Origin of the sequence: Pseudomonas sp. O230 (assembly GCF_045447035.1) — a bacterium.
Classification (GTDB): domain Bacteria; phylum Pseudomonadota; class Gammaproteobacteria; order Pseudomonadales; family Pseudomonadaceae; genus Aquipseudomonas.
Genome location: NZ_JBJGXN010000008.1, coordinates 1 through 17237, shown reverse-complemented (window position 1 = coordinate 17237; position 17237 = coordinate 1). Strand labels below are relative to the sequence as shown.

The 17237-nt window shown below is 60.5% G+C and carries 14 protein-coding genes and 1 riboswitch; of the genes, 12 read left to right on the top strand and 2 right to left on the bottom strand.

The genetic code is table 11. The annotated features are described in order from the left end of the window. Nucleotides 1-131 precede the first annotated feature (131 nt). A riboswitch (TPP riboswitch) is annotated at nucleotides 132-237 on the top strand. A gap of 163 nt (nucleotides 238-400) precedes the next feature. Both thiC and cytX read left to right on the top strand, forming a co-directional pair. Beyond that, nucleotides 401-2290: a phosphomethylpyrimidine synthase ThiC gene (thiC, locus tag ACI77H_RS18050; protein ID WP_407013099.1), complete on the top strand. Its 1890-nt coding sequence runs from the start codon at nucleotides 401-403 to the stop codon at nucleotides 2288-2290. A 97-nt stretch (nucleotides 2291-2387) separates the two neighbouring features. Beyond that, nucleotides 2388-3680 carry a putative hydroxymethylpyrimidine transporter CytX gene (gene cytX / locus ACI77H_RS18045; protein WP_407013098.1) on the top strand — a complete coding sequence of 431 codons (1293 nt, stop codon included), beginning with the start codon at nucleotides 2388-2390 and terminating at the stop codon, nucleotides 3678-3680. Here the strand turns inward: cytX and ACI77H_RS18040 are convergent. Then, a complete protein-coding gene (locus ACI77H_RS18040; protein WP_407013097.1) occupies nucleotides 3649-4395 on the bottom strand; it encodes an RsiV family protein in 747 nt (248 codons plus the stop codon). The two genes, cytX and ACI77H_RS18040, sit on opposite strands and share 32 nt — an antisense overlap. Nucleotides 4396-4623: 228 nt before the next feature. Between ACI77H_RS18040 and ACI77H_RS18035 the strand changes: the two genes are divergently transcribed. The 9 genes from ACI77H_RS18035 (at nucleotide 4624) to ACI77H_RS17995 (ending at nucleotide 14028) form a co-directional block, all read left to right on the top strand. Beyond that, complete coding sequence (locus ACI77H_RS18035; RefSeq protein ID WP_407013096.1) at nucleotides 4624-5241, top strand: NUDIX domain-containing protein; 618 nt, start codon at nucleotides 4624-4626, stop codon at nucleotides 5239-5241. After that, the gene (locus ACI77H_RS18030; RefSeq protein ID WP_407013095.1) at nucleotides 5232-5684 is read left to right on the top strand and encodes a DUF1249 domain-containing protein; all 453 of its coding nucleotides are present in this window, start codon (nucleotides 5232-5234) and stop codon (nucleotides 5682-5684) included. Before ACI77H_RS18035 ends, ACI77H_RS18030 begins: the two co-directional genes overlap by 10 nt. A 104-nt stretch (nucleotides 5685-5788) precedes the next feature. Then, entirely contained in the window at nucleotides 5789-6604 is an 816-nt protein-coding gene (gene cpdA, locus ACI77H_RS18025) for a 3',5'-cyclic-AMP phosphodiesterase (RefSeq protein ID WP_407013094.1), read from the top strand. Nucleotides 6605-6796: 192 nt separating this feature from the next. After that, nucleotides 6797-7405 carry a YqiA/YcfP family alpha/beta fold hydrolase gene (locus tag ACI77H_RS18020; protein ID WP_407013093.1) on the top strand — a complete coding sequence of 203 codons (609 nt, stop codon included), beginning with the start codon at nucleotides 6797-6799 and terminating at the stop codon, nucleotides 7403-7405. A 42-nt stretch (nucleotides 7406-7447) separates the two neighbouring features. After that, nucleotides 7448-9352 (top strand): DNA topoisomerase IV subunit B, encoded by a 1905-nt coding sequence (gene parE / locus ACI77H_RS18015; RefSeq protein ID WP_150639564.1) that lies wholly within the window; start codon nucleotides 7448-7450, stop codon nucleotides 9350-9352. Next, nucleotides 9352-10341: an esterase-like activity of phytase family protein gene (locus ACI77H_RS18010; protein WP_407013092.1), complete on the top strand. Its 990-nt coding sequence runs from the start codon at nucleotides 9352-9354 to the stop codon at nucleotides 10339-10341. Before parE ends, ACI77H_RS18010 begins: the two co-directional genes overlap by 1 nt. Further along, the gene (locus ACI77H_RS18005) at nucleotides 10338-10862 is read left to right on the top strand and encodes a TIGR02281 family clan AA aspartic protease (protein WP_407013091.1); all 525 of its coding nucleotides are present in this window, start codon (nucleotides 10338-10340) and stop codon (nucleotides 10860-10862) included. The genes ACI77H_RS18010 and ACI77H_RS18005 overlap by 4 nt, the downstream gene beginning before the upstream one ends. Before the next feature lie 7 nt (nucleotides 10863-10869). Continuing rightward, the gene (gene parC, locus ACI77H_RS18000; protein WP_407013090.1) at nucleotides 10870-13137 is read left to right on the top strand and encodes a DNA topoisomerase IV subunit A; all 2268 of its coding nucleotides are present in this window, start codon (nucleotides 10870-10872) and stop codon (nucleotides 13135-13137) included. Between the two features lie 177 nt (nucleotides 13138-13314). Next, nucleotides 13315-14028, top strand: a complete 714-nt coding sequence (locus ACI77H_RS17995) for a membrane integrity-associated transporter subunit PqiC (protein WP_407013089.1) — start codon at nucleotides 13315-13317, stop codon at nucleotides 14026-14028. A gap of 233 nt (nucleotides 14029-14261) precedes the next feature. Here ACI77H_RS17995 and ACI77H_RS17990 read toward each other — a convergent pair whose 3' ends face one another. Beyond that, nucleotides 14262-15782 (bottom strand): AhpA/YtjB family protein, encoded by a 1521-nt coding sequence (locus ACI77H_RS17990; protein WP_407013088.1) that lies wholly within the window; start codon nucleotides 15780-15782, stop codon nucleotides 14262-14264. A 135-nt stretch (nucleotides 15783-15917) separates the two neighbouring features. Here ACI77H_RS17990 and serB point away from each other — a divergent pair, with 135 nt between their 5' ends. Beyond that, nucleotides 15918-17132 carry a phosphoserine phosphatase SerB gene (gene serB, locus ACI77H_RS17985; protein WP_150632397.1) on the top strand — a complete coding sequence of 405 codons (1215 nt, stop codon included), beginning with the start codon at nucleotides 15918-15920 and terminating at the stop codon, nucleotides 17130-17132. Nucleotides 17133-17237 lie beyond the last annotated feature (105 nt).

The window sequence follows — 17237 nt, the reverse complement described above, 5'->3', positions numbered from 1 at the left end:
AGCGTCAATGCGCGGCATGGCCGTTGCGAGTGTAGTTGCGCATACGTTCGGCAACAATCGTCTAATTGCGCCATTCATCATGGTGTTTACTGCGGTGTTGGCGTTCTTTGGCAGTTGTGTCTAGACTGGCCGGGTTCTTGTCGGGGTGCCTTGCTATGAGGCTGAGATCGAATAATTTCGGATCCCGTTGAACCTGATCAGGTTAGCGCCTGCGTAGGGAACAAGATTTCTCGTCACCCGGCGAGTCCTCTTGTGCTTCGTCCGGGATGTTGTTCGACAATCGAACACCCCTCGAGCACTGAGCACAGCACAGCTGGTTTTCCCAGCGCCCGTGCGTCCATTCGTTTACAGGTTCGCTCCGACAAAAATCCACTGCCTGGATGTGTTCGGAGAGCCCGTGATGACGATAAAACTAAAAGACCATACGAACCTGAGTGACTCGGCCCAAGTCGATCAACAGTCGGTTCAGCCGTTTACCCGCTCGCAAAAAATCTACGTTCAGGGCTCTCGCCCGGACATCCTCGTGCCGATGCGCGAAATCAGCCTCGATGTGACCCCGACCGATTTCGGCGGCGAGATCAACGCGCCGGTGGTGGTGTACGACACCTCGGGTCCGTACACCGACCCCAACGTGATCATCGACGTGCGCAGAGGCCTGGCCGACGTGCGTTCGCCGTGGATCGAAGCCCGTGGCGACACCGAGCGCCTGCCCGGCCTCAGCTCGAACTTCGGCAAGGAACGCCTTGCCGATCCGGAGCTGACCAAGCTGCGTTTCGCCCACGTCAACAACCCGCGCCGCGCCAAGGCCGGTGGCAACGTCACGCAGATGCACTACGCGCGTCAGGGCATCATCACGCCCGAGATGGAATTCGTCGCCATCCGCGAAAACATGAAACTTGAAGTCGCCCGCGCCGCCGGCCTGCTGGACCAGCAACACGCCGGCTACAGCTTCGGTGCCAGCGTGCCGAAAATCATCACCCCCGAATTCGTCCGTGACGAGATCGCCCGCGGCCGCGCGATCATCCCGGCCAACATCAACCACACCGAACTGGAACCGATGATCATCGGCCGTAACTTCCTGGTGAAGATCAACGGCAACATCGGCAACAGTGCTCTGGGTTCGTCCATCGAAGAAGAAGTGGCGAAACTGACCTGGGGCATTCGCTGGGGCGCGGACAACATCATGGACTTGTCCACCGGCAAGCACATTCATGAAACCCGCGAGTGGATCATCCGCAACTCGCCGGTGCCGATCGGCACCGTGCCGATCTATCAGGCCCTGGAAAAAGTCGGCGGTGCGGCCGAAGACCTGACCTGGGAGCTGTTCCGCGACACGCTGATCGAACAGGCCGAGCAGGGCGTCGATTACTTCACCATCCACGCCGGCGTGCTGCTGCGCTACGTGCCGCTGACCGCCAAACGCGTGACCGGTATCGTTTCCCGAGGCGGTTCGATCATGGCCAAGTGGTGCCTGGCGCACCACAAAGAGAACTTCGCCTACACGCACTTCGAAGAGATCTGCGAAATCATGAAGGCCTACGACGTCAGCTTCTCGCTGGGCGACGGCCTGCGTCCGGGCTCGATTGCCGACGCCAACGACGCCGCGCAATTCGGTGAGCTGGAAACCCTCGGCGAGCTGACCAAAATCGCCTGGAAGCACGACGTGCAAACCATGATCGAAGGTCCGGGCCACGTGCCGATGCAGTTGATCAAAGAGAACATGGACAAGCAGCTCGAGTGCTGCGACGAAGCGCCGTTCTATACCCTCGGCCCGCTGACCACCGACATTGCGCCGGGCTATGACCACATCACTTCGGGTATCGGTGCGGCGATGATCGGCTGGTTCGGTTGCGCCATGCTTTGCTACGTGACGCCTAAGGAACACTTGGGCCTGCCGAACAAGGATGACGTGAAGACCGGGATCATCACCTATAAGATCGCCGCGCATGCCGCCGATCTGGCGAAGGGACATCCGGGCGCGCAGATTCGCGACAATGCCTTGAGCAAGGCGCGCTTCGAATTCCGTTGGGAAGACCAGTTCAACCTCGGTCTTGATCCGGACACCGCCCGTTCGTATCACGATGAGACCCTGCCGAAGGATTCGGCCAAGGTCGCGCACTTCTGCTCCATGTGCGGGCCGAAATTCTGCTCGATGAAAATCACTCAGGAAGTCCGTGAATACGCGGCCAACCAACGGATCGAAACCATCGACGCCGAAGTCGCCAAGGGACTGGCGGAACAGGCCGAGCGGTTCAAGCAGGAAGGCAGTCAGCTGTACAAGAAGGTTTGATCTGACCTGAATAAGGTGGGGTCCGCACAGGCCCCATCGCCAGCAGGCTGGCGATAGCGATCAACACAACAACAAATGTCCCTCTGAGATAACACCCTTGAGCATTCAACCCAGCACTTATTCCCCCGACATCGCGGTGCCGACCGACAAACGTGTGTTCGGCGGCCGCGATCTGTTTTCCCTGTGGTTCTCCCTCGGCATCGGCCTGATGGTTTTGCAGACCGGCGCTCTGCTCGCGCCAGGCCTGGGCCTGTCCGGCTCGCTGCTGGCGATCTTCCTCGGCACGCTGGTCGGCGTTCTGCTGCTGGCCGCTGTCGGCGTGATCGGCAGTGACACCGGCCTGTCGTCGATGGCCGCGCTCAAACTCAGCCTCGGAGCGAAAGGCGCGAGCCTGCCGGCGGTGCTGAACCTGCTGCAACTGATCGGTTGGGGCTCGTTCGAAATCATTGTGATGCGCGACGCTGCCAGCCTGCTCGGCGCGCGTGCGTTCAGCGAAGGCAGTCTGTTTTCCAGTCCGCTGCTCTGGACATTGTTCTTCGGTGCCTTGGCGACCTTGCTGGCTGTCAGCGGGCCGTTGACCTTCGTGCGGCAGATCCTGCGCAAATGGGGCATCTGGCTGCTGCTGGCCGCGTGCATCTGGCTGACCTGGAACCTGTTCGCCAAAGCCGATCTGGCGGCGTTGTGGGCGCAGGCCGGGGACGGTTCGATGTCGTTCGCCGTGGGCTTCGACATTGCTATCGCGATGCCGCTGTCGTGGTTGCCGCTGATCGCCGATTACTCGCGTTTCGGCAAACGTGCGAAAAACGTGTTTGGCGGGACGGCGATTGGCTTCTTTATCGGTAATTTCTGGCTGATGAGCCTGGGCGTGGCCTACACCCTGGCGTTCGCGCCGAGCGGTGAAGTGAATGCCTTGCTGTTGGCATTGGCCGGTGCTGGCCTGGGGATTCCGCTGCTGCTGATTCTATTGGATGAGTCGGAAAACGCGTTTGCCGACATTCACTCGGCGGCCGTCTCCAGCGGGATTCTGTTGCGCTTGAAAGTCGAGCACCTGGCATTGGCCATCGGCGTGGTCTGCACCCTGATCGCCTTGTTGGCGCCGTTGGCTCAGTACCAGAACTTCCTGTTGTTGATCGGTTCGGTGTTTGCGCCGCTGTTCGGCGTGGTGCTGGTGGATCACTTCATCTTGCGCAAGCGCTCTGCTCAAGTGGCGTCAGCCGCATTGCGCTGGCCGGCGTTGCTTGCCTGGTTGGGCGGGGTGAGCACCTATCACTTGCTGGCCAATCTGTATCCGGACATCGGCGCAACCCTGCCGTCGTTGATTCTGGCAGGGCTGCTGCAGCTGGTGCTGGGCCGGGCCTTCAGTTACGGCCGGGAAACAGCTCGGGCTTGAGAATGCCGTTCAAGCGCGGGTAGGGGATCTTCAGTTCGACGTGGCCCAGCGCGTAAGGCGCGATGGCGCTCACTTCGTACTTGAGGATCACCCCGCCGTAGGTCAGCGCCACATTCTGGGTTTTCTGGAACGGCCACTGCTTCACGAACTCCGGTTCCTGATCGAGCTTGGTGCTGATCAGCCAGCTGTTGTGCGCGACCTGCGCCGCTTTCCAGAACGCCTCTTCCTGCCCCGGCAGCAACATGTCGGACAGCGTCAGCACTTTATGCTGCTGGCGCGAATAGTTGATGAAGCTGCGGCCCGGCGTGCCATGCGCACCGCCGGTGTCCAGGTAGCTGGAAAATTCAACGATCACCAAGCCGTCATGCTGCTCACGTACCTTCGCTTGCAAGTAACTGCTGTAGCGCGGGCCGGCGGTGCGCAAAAACTCATCGCGATAGGCCGCCAGCGTCGGTGCCGCCGGGGCATCGGGCGAGGTGCGGGTCATTTGCAGCAGGCGTTTTTCGACAATGCCGTCAAGCTGCGGCTCAGCGGGGAAGCGCAGCGTATCGATGTTCACCAGCGGGCAGTCCGGGGTTGTGCAGCCCGGTTTTAGCGTTTCTGCGGCATCGCGGGTGGTTTCCAGCGGCGCCCGGTAGTTGGGCTGGAACAGGCTTTGGCAAGCGCCCAGGGTCAGGGCGATTGCGGCCACGGAGGCGATTTTAAAAAGCGACATGGGCGTCCTTCATAAAACAGGGAAAGGCGAAAAGTTATCCGCTTCGACTCTCAACGAAGCAGTCAGTTCGCCACTAAGCTAATTAGAGTTGGTTTCGCCCTCACCGTCTATCCCGCTGACGGGAAAGGGGCTGCATCAAACGGCGCGGGCGCGTTAGGATGGCGCGAAGTCGAGGTTGCAAGTAACAAAAAGCGGCCTCGTAACGGATTTGTAGAAACGAGGATTGTCATGACTGATTTTGCCAACGCCATTCCGACAGCCGTTGAGATCGTTCGGCGCGAAAAATGCTACGAGGGCTTTTACAAGCTCGATCGCGTGCACTTGCGCCACGAATTGTTCGCCGGTGGCATGAGCCGCGAAATCAATCGTGAAGTGTTTGTTCGCCACGATGCGGTCTGCGTGTTGCCCTATGATCCGCAACGCGATGAAGTGGTGTTGATCGAGCAGTTTCGCGTTGGCGCCATGGGCAAGACCGACAACCCATGGCTGATCGAACTGGTCGCTGGTCTGATCGACAAGGATGAACAACCGGAAGAAGTTGCTCACCGCGAAGCGCAGGAGGAAGCTGGGCTTGTATTCGGGGCGCTGTGGCCGATGATCAAGTATTTTCCATCGCCGGGCGGCAGCAATGAATTCGTGCATTTGTACCTGGGGCGTTGCGAGACAACCGGGGTCGGCGGCCTGCATGGGCTGGAGGAAGAAGCAGAAGATATCCGCGTTACGGTCTGGGCATTCGAAGATGCCTTGCAGGCCGTACGCGACGGACGAATTGCCAACGCAGCCAGCATCATTGCCTTGCAATGGCTGGCATTGAACCGCGTTGAAGTGAGGGGGTTATGGTCGTAAACAAGTTGCGCGATCGTTACAGGGTGGACCTCGTGGGGCTGCAAGCCTCTTGCGAGGCCAACTACGCGCGCCTGATGCGACTGTTGCCAGACATGCGCAACGAGCCGGCGGCACGGCGCATTGCCGTGACCCATGGCGAGCAGATGCTCGGCGTGCTGGCGCTCGAAGTGCTGCAAGTCTGTCCGTACACCACGACCCTGCAAGTGCGCCAGGAACATAGCTTGCCGTGGTTGCCGGTGCCGCAACTGGAAGTGCAGGTCTATCACGACGCCTGCATGGCCGAAGTGGTCAGCGCCGAACATGCGCGACGCTTTCGCAGCATCTATCCTTACCCGAACGCCTCGATGCACCAGCCGGACGAAAAGGCCCAGCTGAACATGTTTCTGGGGGAATGGCTGAGCCATTGCCTGGCGCTGGGGCACGAGTACGAAGTCGTTCGTTGACGTTGTTGTGAACTGCGTCAGGTTCACGCGTTTCCTCTTTTGATCGTCCCCCAGCATAATTGCGGCACTCCACACATCCCGTGATTCAGCCTTGGGAGAACGCCTTGCCGAGCGTATCCACATTGACCCCCGCCGATTCGGCGTTGCTGGTGCAACTGTCCGACAGCCATCTGTTCGCCGAAGCGGACGGCACGTTGTTGGGCATGAATACGCGCGACAGCCTGCAAAAGGTCATCGAACTGGTCAAGCAGCAACAGCCGCAGATCGATCTGATCATCGCCAGCGGCGATCTTTCCCAGGACGGGACGCTGGAGTCGTACCAGCAGTTTCGCGACCTGACCCGGCAACTCAATGCGCCAGCGCGCTGGATTCCCGGCAATCACGACGAACCGCAGATCATGGCCGAAGCCGCGGTGCATAGCGCGCTGCTGGAGCCGGTGGTGGATATCGGCAATTGGCGCGTCACTTTGCTCGACTCGGCGGTGCCGGGGTCGGTGCCGGGGTATTTGCAGGATGAGCAGTTGCAATTGCTGGCGCGCTCGTTGAGCGAGGCCCCGGAGCGCCATCATCTGGTGTGCTTCCACCATCATCCGGTGTCGATCGGGTGTGCGTGGATGGAGCCCATCGGTTTGCGCAATCCCGAAGCACTGTTCGCCGTGCTGGACCGGTTCCCGCAGGTGCGCGCGGTGCTGTGGGGGCATGTGCATCAGGAAATCGATCAAGTGCGCAACGACGTGCGCCTGATTGCCTCACCATCGACCTGCATTCAGTTCGAGCCGGGCAGTGAGGATTTCAAGGTCGGCGAACAGGCGCCGGGCTATCGCTGGTTGCGGTTGTTGCCGGATGGCCAGCTGGAAACTGGCGTGGAACGCGTCACCGGGTTCGATTTTCAGGTCGATTACGGCTCCAACGGCTACTGACACTATCCACCGTAGGGGCAGGCTTGCCAGCGATAGGGCCGTCACATTCGACACTAATGTTGTTTGGCCATCCGCTATCGCCGGCAAGCCTGCCCCTACAGATATTGCATTCATTTCGAAGTGCTCCGGCACCCAACACCCCCCCCCACCCTGTAAACTCCGCTTTCTTTACCCGACGCACAGGGAGTTCAAATGTCCGGTTCGATCCTTTACATCCACGGTTTCAACAGCGCGCCTTCGTCGAAAAAGGCCACTCAGTTGATCGACGTGATGGAGCGTCTGGGCTTGGGCGATCACCTGCGCGTTCCGGCCTTGCATCACCATCCGCGCGAGGCCATCGGTCAGCTGGAACAGGCGATTGCCGAGCTGGGACGGCCACTGCTGGTCGGCAGCTCACTCGGCGGCTACTATGCGACTCACTTGGCCGAGCGCCTTGGTTTGAAAGCCCTGTTGATCAACCCTGCCGTCAGTCCGCACCGGATGTTCGACGGGTATCTGGGGACGCAGAAAAACCTGTATACCGATGAGGCCTGGGAATTGACCCACGACCACGTGACGGCCCTGGCCGAGCTGGAAGTGCCGGCGCCCCAAGACCCGCAGCGGTATCAGGTGTGGTTGCAGACTGGCGACGAAACGCTGGACTACCGCCTCGCCCAGCAGTATTACCGAGCCTGTGCCTTGCGCATCCAGGCCGGTGGCGACCATAGTTTCCAGGGTTTTGCCGAGCAATTGCCGGCAATGCTGAGTTTTGCCGGTATCGGCGCAGATTTGTATCAGACGATCGATTTCACAGCACTGTGAACCTTCGCCTCTATTTCATAGAACATTTGACGACGAGACCCCATGGCCACTCCCAGCGCTAGCTCTTATAACGCAGACGCCATCGAAGTCCTCTCGGGCCTCGACCCGGTGCGCAAACGCCCCGGCATGTACACCGACACCAGTCGGCCGAACCACCTCGCCCAGGAAGTCATCGACAACAGCGTCGACGAAGCCTTGGCTGGGCACGCGACCTCGGTGCAGGTCATCCTGCACGCCGACCACTCCCTGGAAGTCAGCGATGACGGGCGTGGCATGCCGGTGGACATTCACCCGGAAGAGGGTGTGTCCGGCGTCGAGCTGATCCTCACCAAGCTTCATGCTGGTGGCAAGTTTTCCAACAAGAACTACCAGTTCTCCGGCGGTCTGCACGGGGTGGGTATTTCGGTGGTCAACGCCTTGTCGACCGAAGTCCGGGTGCGCGTAAAGCGTGACGGCAACGAATACCAGATGACTTTCGCTGACGGTTACAAGAAGACCGATCTGGAAGTGATCGGCACCGTCGGCAAGCGCAACACCGGCACCAGCGTGTTCTTCGCGCCGGACCCGAAATACTTCGACTCACCGAAATTCTCCATCAGCCGCCTCAAGCACGTGCTCAAGGCCAAGGCCGTTCTGTGCCCGGGTCTGCTGGTCAGTTTTGAAGACAAGGCCACCGGCGAGAAAGTCGAATGGCATTACGAAGATGGCCTGCGCTCCTACCTGGTGGACGCGGTCAGCGAATTCGAACGCCTGCCGGACGAGCCGTTCTGCGGCAGTCTGGCCGGTAACAAAGAAGCGGTCGACTGGGCGCTGCTGTGGTTGCCGGAAGGTGGCGACAGCGTGCAGGAAAGCTATGTCAACCTGATCCCGACGGCCCAGGGCGGTACGCACGTCAACGGTCTGCGTCAGGGCTTGCTCGATGCGATGCGCGAGTTTTGCGAATTCCGCAGCCTGCTGCCGCGCGGCGTGAAATTGGCGCCGGAAGACGTCTGGGAACGCATTGCCTTCGTCCTGTCGATGAAAATGCAGGAGCCGCAATTCTCTGGCCAGACCAAAGAGCGTCTGTCGTCCCGTGAAGCGGCAGCGTTTGTCTCCGGTGTGGTCAAAGACGCGTTCAGCCTGTGGCTCAACGCCAACCCGGAAACCGGCATGCTCCTGGCGGAACTGGCGATCAACAACGCCGGCCGTCGACTGAAGGCGAGCAAGAAGGTCGAACGCAAGCGCATCACGGCGGGGCCGGCACTGCCGGGCAAGCTCGCCGATTGCGCCGGGCAGGACCCGATGCGTTCCGAGCTGTTCCTGGTCGAGGGTGACTCCGCCGGTGGTTCCGCCAAACAAGCACGGGACAAAGAGTTCCAAGCGATCCTGCCGTTGCGCGGCAAGATCCTCAACACCTGGGAAGTCGACGGCAGCGAAGTGCTGGCCAGCCAGGAAGTGCACAACATCGCCGTGGCCATCGGTGTCGATCCGGGCTCGGCGGACATCGCCCAGTTGCGTTACGGCAAGATTTGCATCCTCGCCGACGCCGACTCCGACGGTCTGCACATCGCCACGCTGCTCTGCGCGCTGTTCGTCCAGCATTTCCGCCCGTTGGTGGATGCCGGTCACGTCTACGTCGCGATGCCGCCGCTGTACCGTATCGACCTCGGCAAAGAGATTTACTACGCCCTCGACGAAGCCGAGCGTGACGGCATTCTCGACCGTCTGGTGGCCGAGAAAAAACGCGGCAAGCCGCAGGTCACCCGATTCAAAGGCCTGGGTGAAATGAACCCGCCGCAACTGCGCGAAACCACCATGGACCCGAACACCCGGCGCCTGGTGCAGTTGACGCTGGAAGATTACGAAGCGACCTCGGAAATGATGGACATGTTGCTGGCGAAGAAGCGCGCCGGTGATCGTAAATCCTGGCTCGAATCCAAAGGCAACCTGGCCGAGGTTCTTGGCTGATGCGGGTTGGCTTTGCCCTGGCGTGTGCGTTGCTCCTGACCTCCATTTCGGCGTTTGCCGAACCGGCTCCGGAGTTGCGCCTGTTGTCCGAGCAACCCGTCGAGGGCATGCGCGGCGGCAACCTGTCGGGGCTGGCGCAGTGTGGCAAGGACTTGTGGACGGTTTCCGATCGCGACGACGATCAGATCTACCGCCTGGAAACCCGCGACCCCGTCTGGCAGGCGCAAACCGTGCGCATCGGTGTGCCGCCAGTGCCGGACAGCGGTTTGCCCTGGGGTTTGCGTTCGCGGACCTGGGCGGCGTCGTTTGTGCGCGGCGGGGACCTGGATTTCGAAGGTATCACCTGCGACAGCGCCGGCAATCGCTACATCGTCAGCGAGGCCCATGCGGCGGTGCTGCAAGTGCCGCCCGTTGGGCCAACGTCGTGGCTGAAGATTTCGCCGATGCTGGTTCGCGAGGCGCGTGCCAGCGGCATGTTGTTGCACTTCAATGCATTGTTCGAGGGCCTGGCGATCAATCCGGCGGGTGACCAGTTATGGTTGGCCGCCGAGCGTGAGCGCCGTGGTCTGCTGTTGATCAAGCGCCAGCAAACGGTCTGGGATTGCGACGGCGGCTGTGTGCTGCTGAGTGAAGCCGGGATGGAAATGCAGCCGGCAAAATTTCCCAAGGCCAGAGCGGTGTCGCGGGATTTTGCCGATCTGTCGTTGTTCAACGGCAAGCTGTTTACCCTTGAGCGCAATGCGTTCGAAATTTGTCGCCGTGACGCGGTGACCGCCAAGGTCGAGCGTTGCTGGTCGTTTGCCGACGAAGCGTTGCAGGAGAACCGTCGTTATCCACAGGGCTATGGCCTGGCGGAAGCGCTGATCGTTGACGCCGACGGTGCCTGGGTCGGCATTGATAACAACGACGGTGCCCGTGCGGATGGCGAGTATCGCCCGATCGTCTGGCGCTTTGCCGCACCTGAAGGTGGCTGGAGTGCCAAACCGTGACGCCGCAAACGCCCGGGAAGCGCGCCGGTCGGGTGCTCATGGTGTTGGCCTGGTGCGCAGCGCTGTTTCTGGCGACACGGTTTTTCGGGCAATGGGAGGCGCGACAACAGAATCCCAATGTCGTCGTCAGCTCGGAGCAGGGCGAAGGTTTTATCGAGGTGAAACTGGTGAGCAACAGCCAGGGGCACTTCGTCGCCAGCGGCCAGATCAACGGTCAGCCGGTGGATTTCATGCTGGATACCGGGGCAACCGATGTGGCGATCCCGGCAGAAATGGCTGAACGGCTGAAACTTGAACAAGGCTTTGGGGTGACCCTGAGCACCGCCAACGGTCGCACCGAAGGGTATCGAACCCGCGTCGACCGCCTGCAACTGGGCGATATTGTGCTGCGCGACGTGCGCGCCATCGTCGTGCCAGGCCTGGATGGCCAGCAAGTGCTGCTCGGTATGAGCGCGCTGAACAAACTTGAATTTACCCAGCGCGGTGGCACCATGCTGCTGCGCCAGACAACGAACCGATGAGGCCCGCATGAGCGACTCCCTTGATCTCAGCCTGGACGGTGTAGAACGCCGGTCACTGGCTGACTTCACCGAAAATGCCTACCTCAACTACTCCATGTACGTGATCATGGACCGTGCTTTGCCGCATATCGGCGACGGCCTGAAACCGGTACAGCGGCGCATCATCTACGCGATGAGCGAGTTGGGGCTGGACGCCGACTCCAAGCACAAGAAATCGGCGCGTACCGTCGGTGACGTGCTCGGTAAATTCCACCCGCACGGCGATTCGGCTTGCTACGAAGCCATGGTCCTGATGGCCCAGCCGTTCAGCTATCGCTACACGCTGGTCGACGGCCAGGGTAACTGGGGTGCGCCGGATGATCCCAAGTCCTTCGCCGCCATGCGTTACACCGAAGCGCGGCTGTCGCGTTATTCCGAAGTGCTGCTCAGCGAACTGGGCCAGGGCACCGCGGATTGGGGCCCGAACTTCGACGGCACCCTCGACGAGCCGCTGGTGTTGCCGGCACGTTTGCCGAACATCCTGCTCAACGGCACTACGGGTATCGCCGTAGGCATGGCCACCGACGTACCGCCGCACAACCTGCGCGAAGTGGCGACGGCGTGCGTGCGTTTGCTCGATGAACCGAAAGCCACGGTCGAACAGCTCTGCGAACACATCCAGGGCCCGGATTACCCGACCGAAGCGGAAATCATCACCCCGCGTGCCGACCTGCTGAAAATGTACGAAACCGGCAAGGGCTCGGTGCGCATGCGCGCCGTGTACCACATTGAAGACGGCGACATCATCGTTACCGCGCTGCCGCATCAGGTGTCCGGCGCCAAGGTGCTGGAACAGATCGCGGCGATGATGCAGGCCAAGCCGTCCAAAGCCCCGCAGATCGCTGATCTGCGTGACGAATCCGACCACGAAAACCCGTGCCGGATCGTGATCATTCCGGGCGCACGCAAGAATTTTGACCACGATGCATTGATGACCCACCTGTTCGCCAGCACCGAGCTGGAGTCGAGCTACCGGGTCAACATCAACATCATCGGTCTGGACGGCAAACCACAGCTGAAAAACCTGCGGGCGTTGCTGGTCGAGTGGCTGGAATTCCGCGTTCAAACCGTGCGTCGTCGCCTGCAATTCCGCCTCGACAAGGTCGAGCGTCGCCTGCACCTGTTGGACGGTTTGTTGATTGCCTACCTCAACCTGGATGAAGTGATCCACATCATCCGCACTGAGGAACACCCGAAAGCCGCCCTGATTGCGCGTTTTGCCCTCAGCGAAATCCAGGCCGATTACATCCTCGACACCCGTTTGCGTCAGTTGGCGCGACTGGAAGAAATGAAGCTGCGCGCCGAGCAGGATGAACTGCTCAAGGAACAAGCCAAGCTGCAAGCCCTGCTGGGCAGCGAAGCCAAGCTGAAAAAACTGGTGCGCACCGAGCTGATCAAGGACGCCGAAACCTACGGCGACGACCGTCGTTCGCCCATCGTCGAGCGCGCCGAGGCCAAGGCCTTGACCGAGCACGATCTGCTACCGAACGAGAAAGTGTCTGTAGTGCTGTCGGAAAAAGGCTGGGTTCGCTCGGCCAAAGGTCACGAAATCGACGCTACCGGGCTTTCCTACAAGGCCGGGGATGGTTTCAAGGCCTTGGCGTCCGGGCGTTCCAACCAGTTTGCGGTGTTTATCGACTCCACCGGTCGCAGCTATTCGGTGGCTGCACACACGTTGCCGTCGGCTCGTGGTCAGGGTGAGCCGTTGACCGGTCGTCTGACACCGCCGCCTGGTGCCACGTTTGAATGCGTATTGATGCCGGAAGACGATTCGCTGTACGTAATCGCCTCCGATGCCGGTTACGGTTTCGTGGTCAAAGGTGAGGACTTCCAGGCCAAGAACAAGGCCGGTAAAGCGCTGTTGAGCTTGCCGAACAATTCGAAGGTCATTCTGCCGCGCCCGGTGGCGGATCGTGAGAACAACTGGCTGGCGTCGGTGACCACCGAAGGTCGCCTGCTGATCTTCAAAATCAGCGATCTGCCACAATTAGGTAAGGGCAAAGGCAACAAGATCATCGGGATTTCCGGTGAGCGTGTGGCCAGTCGCGAAGAATATGTCACGGACATCGCTGTACTGCCGGAGGGTGCCACTTTGGTGCTGCAGGCCGGAAAACGTACCTTGTCACTGAAAGCAGACGACCTCGAACACTACAAAGGTGAGCGTGGACGTCGTGGTAACAAATTGCCACGTGGCTTCCAGAGAGTGGATGCGCTGCTCGTCGAAAATCTCAATTAAGCGTCCTAGAGCGCTCGATCTACGATTTAACGCGTAGATCGACGCTTTGCCGCTGGAGTCGGAACGCATATTCACGGATGATATGGCCTTTCCAAGCGCCGGCGTGGCTGAGCGTTCTTCATATTTATTGAGTATTTTCACTGTGGTGAGCCTTGTGGCAACCACCTGGATGGGACGATGACTGCTCTGCGCCTTCCTTTTATTTTGATGCTCGCCGGCGTTCTTGGCCTGGCGGGCTGCAGCACTCACCAACCGGTGTCGCTGTATCAGCTGGACAGCGGAAGCCCGGCTCAGCCTGCGCAAAGTGCGGGCATGGCGGTATTGCTGGGCCCGGTAACGGTTGCCGACTACCTGCAACGTGAAACGTTGTTGCAGCGACAGCCGGATGGCAGCCTTCAGGCCTCGACCGATGGTCGTTGGGCTGGCAGCCTTTCTTCCGACATTGATCAGCTGTTGCTGCGTCAGGTGGCGGGGCATCTGGACAGTCAGCGTGTGGTGCTGGCACCGGCAACGGTCGGCTTCACGCCGGACGTTCAGGTACTGCTGACCATTACGCGCCTGGACTCGGGCGAATCGCAGCCAGCAATCCTCGATGCTCAATGGCGTTTGATCGACCGTCGCGGTCAGGTTCGTGATAACCGCATCGTTCATCTGCAGGAACAACACGCGGGCGGTACAGCGGCGCAGGTTCAGGCTCAGGGCGTGTTGTTGCAGAAACTCGCCGAGCAGTTGTCGGTAGCGCTCAAGCCGTTGGCTAACCAGCCACCGATTGCGGAAGCGCCAAAAAAACCGGCTGCCAAGCCTGCGGCGCCAGCGACGGAACAGGAAAAGCAGCCGAAGATCCCGATGGCTTCGCCGATCCGCACAGATATGGAAGTGTTCAGGTTCTAAGCCTGGACAGATCCCAAGCAAAGCCCGCCATGTGCGGGCTTTGTTGTTTCTGCAGGCTGAGAACCTCTAGCGCCTGCCCCGGCCCCATCGCGGGCAAGCCCGCTCCCACAGTGATCGTGTACAACCGAGAACCCTGTGGGAGCGGTCTTGTCCGCGATGGGGTCGGGACAGGCAACAAAAAAGCCCGCAGACGATCACTCGTCTGCGGGCTTCTTCACATCTGGGCTTAAGGCTTACGCGCGACGCTCATGCATCCGCGCCAGTTGCCGCTCCAGCATCGACGGATAAGGCTCCATCAATCGCTCCACGCAGCACGCACCCTCAGGACTGGCAATCGGGCGGATTCGCGCACGTTGGCGAATCAGTGCGTCGTCACTGATCTTGCGCTCCACCAGCAGCAGATTGCGGCTGTGTTGCGACAGGGCCAGGGCGTCCTGGGCGGTTTCGGTGAGCAACAGGTCGATCTGGCTCAGACCGAACAGCTCATCACCCAGGGTCAGGCCCAGCTGCAATTGCAGGGTGATGCCGCTGTCGGCGACCTCGATCTGCAACTGATGGCCCAGCGCACGCAGCAATTCGCCGCAGCAGATAGCGTTGGTCAGGTAATCGTCGCCGCTGTCTTCGGTGTGGAACACCATCAGCGTACTGCCATCGTTCAGGCTATGCAGTTCGCCCTCATAGAGCGAAGCAGCCTGGTCGAGGCAATCGCGGTAGCGTTTGAGCAGTTCTTCCAGGCGCGCCCGGGGCAGACGACGCAGTTGATCCTGGGCGCCCAGTTGCACGGCCAGCACTGCGCTGTGTTGCGGTACGTTCGATACCGGCGCTCTGACGACTGCTTTCGCTGTTGTCGATTCGTCACGCAAATCGGCAAACGCCTCGTCGTCATCCTCGTCTTCGACGGTGCTGACGATGTGCCGTGGCGCAGGTTTTAGGGCAGCGACAGGCTTGGTCTCGTCGAAACTCGGGTCGCGCAGGTTGCGCACTTCGAAGGCCGGATCGGCTTCTTCATCGTAATCGACGTCGTCGAACTCCGGTTCCGGTACGGGCTCCGGCTCGGCCGGTTCCGGCGCGAAGTTGGCGTGCAGTTGGCGAGCGAGGTCGCCGATTTCATCCTGGCGGTCAGTGGCCGGGGTGTATTCATCGATATTGCGCAGCCACACGCGCAATTGCAGCAGAGGCGTGGAGATGTGTCGACCCAGGCGCAGGCTCAAGGCCAGGGACAAGGCCAACAGAATCGCACTCAAGATGCCCATGCTTTGCAGGCTGATGGTCATCGGTTGCTGGAACTGATCCATGTCCAGGCTGATGCGCAGTTGCCCGGCGGTCACGTCCTGGAAGGTGATCTTGCTCTGGTACATGCCCTCGGCTTCGCCCAGCAGGCTGTGCTTGGGGCGCTGACCGGCTTCGGCGAGGATGCGGTTATCCACGCTGTAGATGGCGGCGTGGGCCACCAGCTTGTTCTTGGTCAGGTTGTTGAGCAGCACGTTGAGGCTGAGGATGTCGTTGGACACCAACAGCTCGGTGGCGGAGGTGGCGGTCTGCGTGGTCAGGCTTTCGCCCAGCGCATCGGCCTGCTCGTGCATGGCCTGCTTGAACTGCAAACCCATCACACAGGCATAGATCACCAGGGCCAGAGCGACCAGGATCACGTTATGGCTGGCAATGCGCAATGCAATCGGTACACGGCGATGGCGCAGTGCCCGGAAGATCAGCAGAAAGAAGTTATCGGTTTTTACTGGCGTGGGCCGGTTCACTTGAGCTCGGCTCTTTTGTCCGTGGAGTTGACGCGCAGTATAGCGACAGGCCCTAGACCGGCAAAGCGCTGACGGTGCCCGATGGTCACTGAAAGTGGGTAGAATGCGGTTTTTTTCCACCTGCGGGGGTGCGCCTTGCGCGAAATCGTCCTGATAAACATCACGGGAGTCGACCGTCCGGGTCTGACTGCGGCCATTACCGGCGTTCTGGCCCAGGGTGGTGTGAACATTCTCGACATCGGTCAGGCGGTGATCCACGACACCCTGTCGTTCGGCATCCTGGTTGAAATTCCCGGCACCGAGCAAGGCCAGTCGGTGCTCAAGGACATTCTGTTCAAGGGCTATGAACTTGACCAACAGGTGCGTTTCACGCCGGTGTCCGAAGAGGATTACCAGCAGTGGGTCGGCAATCAGGGCAAAAAACGCCACATCGTGACGCTATTGACCCGCAAAGTGACTGCCGGGCAATTGCAGGCTGTGAGCTCGATCACCGCCAAATACGGCTTGAACATCGACCACATCGATCGCTTGTCCGGGCGCATGCCGCTGGACACCCCGGCCGATAAGGGCAAGGGCTGCATCGAGTTTTCCGTGCGCGGCGAAGCGGCTGATCCGCAGGCGCTGCGGGCCGAATTCCTTAGCGTGGCGCAGGAATTGAACGTCGACATCGCCTTCCAGGAAGATTCACTGTTCCGTCGCAACCGTCGTCTGGCGGTGTTCGACATGGACTCGACGCTGATCGAAGCCGAAGTCATCGACGAACTGGCCAAGGCGGCCGGTGTGGGTGATCAGGTTTCCGAGATTACCGAACGGGCCATGGCCGGCGAGCTGGATTTTCGCGCCAGCTTCAAGGAGCGGCTGGCCTTGCTCAAAGGGCTGGATGTCAGCGTGCTGGATTCGATCGGCGCCTCGCTGCGCCTGACCGAAGGCGCCGAAACCCTGTTCGCCGAGCTCAAGCGTCTGGGCTACAAGACCGCGATTCTGTCGGGCGGTTTCACTTACTTCGCCAAGCAATTGCAGGCCAAGCTGGGCATCGACTACGTGTTTGCCAACGAACTGGAAGTGGTCGATGGCAAGGTCACCGGTGTGGCGGTCGAGCCGATTGTCGATGCGCAGCGCAAGGCGGATCTGTTGAAGGAACTGGCGCACAAGGAAGGTTTGCGTCTGGAACAGACCATTGCGGTTGGCGACGGCGCCAACGATTTGCCGATGCTGGCGATTGCCGGGTTGGGCGTGGCGTTCCGCGCCAAGCCGCTGGTCAAGCAGTCGGCGAAGCAGGCGATTTCCACGCTGGGGCTGGATGGCGTGCTGTATCTGCTGGGCTTTCGGGATCGTGACGGGCAGCTCTGAAATCTCGGCTGCCTGATCGGGCCCTATCGCGGGCAAGCCCGCTCCCACAGTGACCCCTGCGAATACAAAATTTGTACACGACGGAGATCCCTGTGGGAGCGGGCT